Origin of the sequence: Fructilactobacillus florum 8D (assembly GCF_000512295.1) — a bacterium.
In the GTDB taxonomy this organism is placed as follows: domain Bacteria; phylum Bacillota; class Bacilli; order Lactobacillales; family Lactobacillaceae; genus Fructilactobacillus; species Fructilactobacillus florum.
Map to the genome: position 1 here is coordinate 1 of NZ_ALXG01000035.1, position 3,842 is coordinate 3,842.

5 protein-coding genes are annotated in these 3,842 nt (G+C 38.0%); 4 read left to right on the plus strand and 1 reads right to left on the minus strand.

The window, feature by feature from the left end:
* Window positions 1-74 precede the first annotated feature (74 nt).
* Window positions 75-632, minus strand: coding sequence for a DUF5067 domain-containing protein (locus tag B808_RS04240; RefSeq protein ID WP_009166377.1), 558 nt, complete (start codon window positions 630-632; stop codon window positions 75-77).
* Window positions 633-819: 187 nt separating this feature from the next.
* Between B808_RS04240 and B808_RS04245 the strand changes: the two genes are divergently transcribed.
* The 4 genes from B808_RS04245 to B808_RS04260 all read left to right on the plus strand — a co-directional run.
* Entirely contained in the window at window positions 820-2,178 is a 1,359-nt protein-coding gene (locus B808_RS04245; RefSeq protein WP_009166378.1) for an FAD-dependent oxidoreductase, read from the plus strand.
* A gap of 241 nt (window positions 2,179-2,419) precedes the next feature.
* On the plus strand, window positions 2,420-2,686 hold the full coding sequence (locus B808_RS04250) for a hypothetical protein (protein ID WP_035422153.1): 267 nt from the start codon (window positions 2,420-2,422) through the stop codon (window positions 2,684-2,686).
* Window positions 2,679-3,611, plus strand: a complete 933-nt coding sequence (locus B808_RS04255; protein WP_009166380.1) for a type VII secretion protein EssB/YukC — start codon at window positions 2,679-2,681, stop codon at window positions 3,609-3,611. Before B808_RS04250 ends, B808_RS04255 begins: the two co-directional genes overlap by 8 nt.
* 39 nt (window positions 3,612-3,650) lie before the next feature.
* Window positions 3,651-3,842: hypothetical protein (locus B808_RS04260; protein WP_035422155.1), on the plus strand; the 192-nt coding region annotated here is incomplete at its 3' end.

Genomic DNA, 3,842 nt, shown 5'->3' on the forward strand with positions numbered 1-3,842 from the left:
ACTTCCGTGCTTCACACAGTTACTGGTAAAAATAAAAAAATCTATCTCGTTTGAGATAGATTTTTTTTATTTAATTACTGTTTAATGTTATAAATTTGGGAACCCAGCGTGATGGTGTCTAAATTTTGTTGTTTTGAATCTGAAAAAGGTTGCTCACTTTTAGAGATGGTTGCTTGAAGCGTGACTGGATCAGTTTGGTTTTTTAGCTGATAACTGGTGGCATTTTCTACCGATTGATTCGATTGAAGTTGTCGCTGGTTGTTATCAGGAATACTGGGATCTTTAAGGGTTGTCGTTGGTAATTGATTTCCCTGTTGTAGAGCGTTAAACGATTTCTTCCAAGTACTTTGTGGTGTGATCGAAGTGGACCCATTATTGGTAGTTTTATAAATAAAAGTAATGATTGGTTGCGGATAGGTTTGATTGGGTCGTGTGGTTTTAACTGCCGTAATCTTAATCGTGGCCTGATTTGTTTTTAGAATATTATTTTCAAAAGAAGCCTTTACGGGTTGCGAGGTGGTTTTCTGATTGGTTGATTTTGATTGTCGGTTAGCACCAGGATTAACAAACGAACAACCTGCTAATAATCCGCTACTTAAGATAATTGGAACGCTTAACCATCTTTTTTTCATTTTAATGTTCTCCTTTATTAATAGTCTAATCATATTGTACTCTAAATGGGCTGGAAAATTTTTGAATAAAAGTTAGTGAACACTTGGTTTCTATGCATTATCAGTTTATAATAAGTACAGGAACTGTGGTTGTGCACAATTTTAACGCACATACTCCGGCTCAAGAAAATTTAGGAGGTCCAATAGGATGAAAGTTGCTGTTATTGGTTCATCACACGGTGGGTATGAGGCTGTCAGAGGGGTTTTGCATGATTTCCCTGATGCTCAAATCGATTGGTATGAAAAGGGAGACTTTGTTTCGTTTCTATCATGTGGAATGGAACTATATCTTCAAGGAGTTGTAAAAGATGTTAACTCCGTTAGTTACGCAACCGTTCCTGGTATGGAAGCTAAGGGTGTTCACGTTCACATTAATTCTGAGGTAACTGCGATTGATCCAGATGCTCATCGCATGACGGTCGTTGAAGTTCAGAGTGGGAGAGATACGACGGCTGAATACGATAAGTTAATCTTGGCGGTCGGAGCGGTGCCCTTTAAACTGCCCGTTCCTGGTAAAGAGCTGAAAAATGTTTATGCCATGCGAGGCCGTGATTGGGCAATCAAGCTGAAACAAGCTAGTGTTGATCCAACGATTAAGAATGTGACAGTCGTTGGTTCTGGTTATATTGGTATCGAAGCTGCCGAATCGTTTGCAAAGGCTGGCATGCATGTAACCATTATTGATCTGAATCCAACCATCTTAGGAACCTATCTTGATTCTGAATTTACTGACATTTTACAAGACGAATTAACGGCACAGAATGTGGAATTGCGGTTAAGTCAGTCGGTTAAAGAATATGTTGGTAATGATCACGGAGCCGTTAAATCAGTTATTTCAACTACCGGTAGTACTTGGCCAGCCGATTTAGTGATTGAAACCGCGGGAATTCGTCCTGCTACGAAGTGGTTAGCCGATGTGATTGATCTAGATGAACACGGTATGATCAAGACAAATGAATATCAACAAACAAGCCAGCCAGATATTTTTGCAGCTGGAGATGCAACTGAAGTAGAGTTTGCACCGACTGGTAAAAAACAGTTGATCGCTTTAGCAACCAATGCTCGTCGTCAAGGGCGTTCGGCTGCTTATAATCTTGAAGAACAACGGCGGAAGACAACGGCAGTTTCTGGCTCGTCTGCTTTGCATGTGTTTTCTTACAAGTTTGCTTCTACGGGAGTTAAAGATGTAACAGCAGCTACAGTTGGCGCAAAGATTGAATCGGTCTTTCTTAAGGATACAGTGGTACCACCATTTGTTCCAGAATCACATAATGCACCAGTATATTTCAAACTAAGTTTTGATCCTGAGACCAGAACCATTATGGGGGCTCAGATTATGTCTACAATGGATGTTACTGCTAATATCAATGCAATTTCGTTGGCATTACAACAACATCTGACGATTGATGATTTAGCCTATGCAGACTTTTTCTTCCAGCCTGGCTTCGATCGTCCTTGGAATATCATGAATGTTGCTGCTCAAAAAGCGCAAGATAAGTTAGATTAAAATTAAGCAAAAAACCTCATCATTTGATGAGGTTTTTTATTTACATAAGATAAGCGCAATTAACCGTAGCAAACCAATGATTTTATATTTTAGGTAAAATTATTAAGCTTGACAATTTTTTAATACTTAGTTAAATTTAAATGGTATTATAGAAAAATTGTTAGCATTATTATTTTGCAGGAGGGAGAAAACTTGAAGATGAGTTTCCTTCCTTTTTGTCTTTTAAGAAAGGATTACGTAGTTGAGTAATTATATTAATGTGGAAATTAGGGAACCAATTCAGCAGCGAAGCTTGGATTTGCGAATTTCTCGGAATTTAACGCTCAAAGAACTAAAAAAATTAATTGCTCCGGTAATTTTTCAAGCAGGTTTGTCAAAAAATGATGCATATAAGCTCAGGGTTGTTAACAAAAACGGTTTTTTTATCTTACCCTTGAAGGATTATGCCATTAGTGATGGTGATGTTTTTATGATTGATTATGATGAGGGGGGAACCCAAGATGCGTGAAATTAGTAACGGAACAATGCAACTGAAATTAAACAATCTAACTGATCGAATTGAAATTTATTTATCAGCCGAGCAAGTGCAAGAAAATGTCCTAGTAACAATCAATAATTATCTAAGCTTAGACTCCAATTTATTTTTGCGGGGTCACATTGAGCATCAAGATGATGGTTCTTACAAACTTACTTACCAAAACCCCGGTAAATTAATGTCATTGAGAAATACCGCTAGTCAAGCCAGCTATATCGATCGATTAAAATTAAGCTTGGCCGTTATTGATTTGATTGCACTACCACATTATCGGTTCATAATGTTTTTGAATCCACGTAACATTTTAGTAGCACCTGGCGAGCGTTTATTAGTGGCACACCGTGGTATTCGTGAATTGCTTGATCCTAGAGAGCTTACTTCCACGGAAAAATTAAAACAAATTAAGGCCATGATAATTAGTATCGTAGTTAAGCAGGTTGAATTTGATGAGATCATTAATGATACCGATTTAATTGGTAGTAATAAATTTGCGGCAAAAATTTTATCATTACCAAGTTTGGAAGCGGTTAAGGATTATTTACTAAAGTTGGCTCAGACTGAATCCGAACGCCGTAATAAGGTTATTAAAACAATGCCCAAGTGGCTATATGATTTACTACGTTGGGGGAGCGTTACTCTGGCGGTTATCACCGTTTTAATTGGGTTAAGCTGGGGGATCTCACTCCATCATAATCATGAGCAGCAGTTGGCGTTGAAATCTGCAAATTCATATCTAGATGGTCGTTATCAGGATGCTGATCTTGGAGCAATTCACGAAGTTGATCATGAAATCATGCACAATGAAGTAAATCTTGGTCAGTTGGAGCGGGCTGTTCATCGAACGGTTATTGATGAACAGCAAACGGATTCGGAATGGAGTCGGAAATTCCATCTCTAAAAATATCACCTAATAACATTGTTAGTGGAGGAAATATTAATGGCACTAAAAGGCAATGCCAAATTATATGGGATAAGATTTAATTTAGATCATCAAACAAGTTCTGCTAGCCCCACGGATTGCCAGTGGTGGCTAACGCCATACGCCTGGTTAGAAAAGGATGACCAGTGGTATTTGATTAAAATATTTACTCCGTGGTTTGCTAATCTTTTTCCAAGGTTTATTACTAAG

Excerpts from the sequence above, each read along its gene's own strand:
- B808_RS04240 (WP_009166377.1), bottom strand. The coding sequence starts at position 632 with ATGAAAAAAAGATGGTTAAGCGTTCCAATTATCTTAAGTAGCGGATTA.
- B808_RS04245 (WP_009166378.1), top strand. The coding sequence starts at position 820 with ATGAAAGTTGCTGTTATTGGTTCATCACACGGTGGGTATGAGGCTGTC.
- B808_RS04255 (WP_009166380.1), top strand. The coding sequence starts at position 2,679 with ATGCGTGAAATTAGTAACGGAACAATGCAACTGAAATTAAACAATCTA.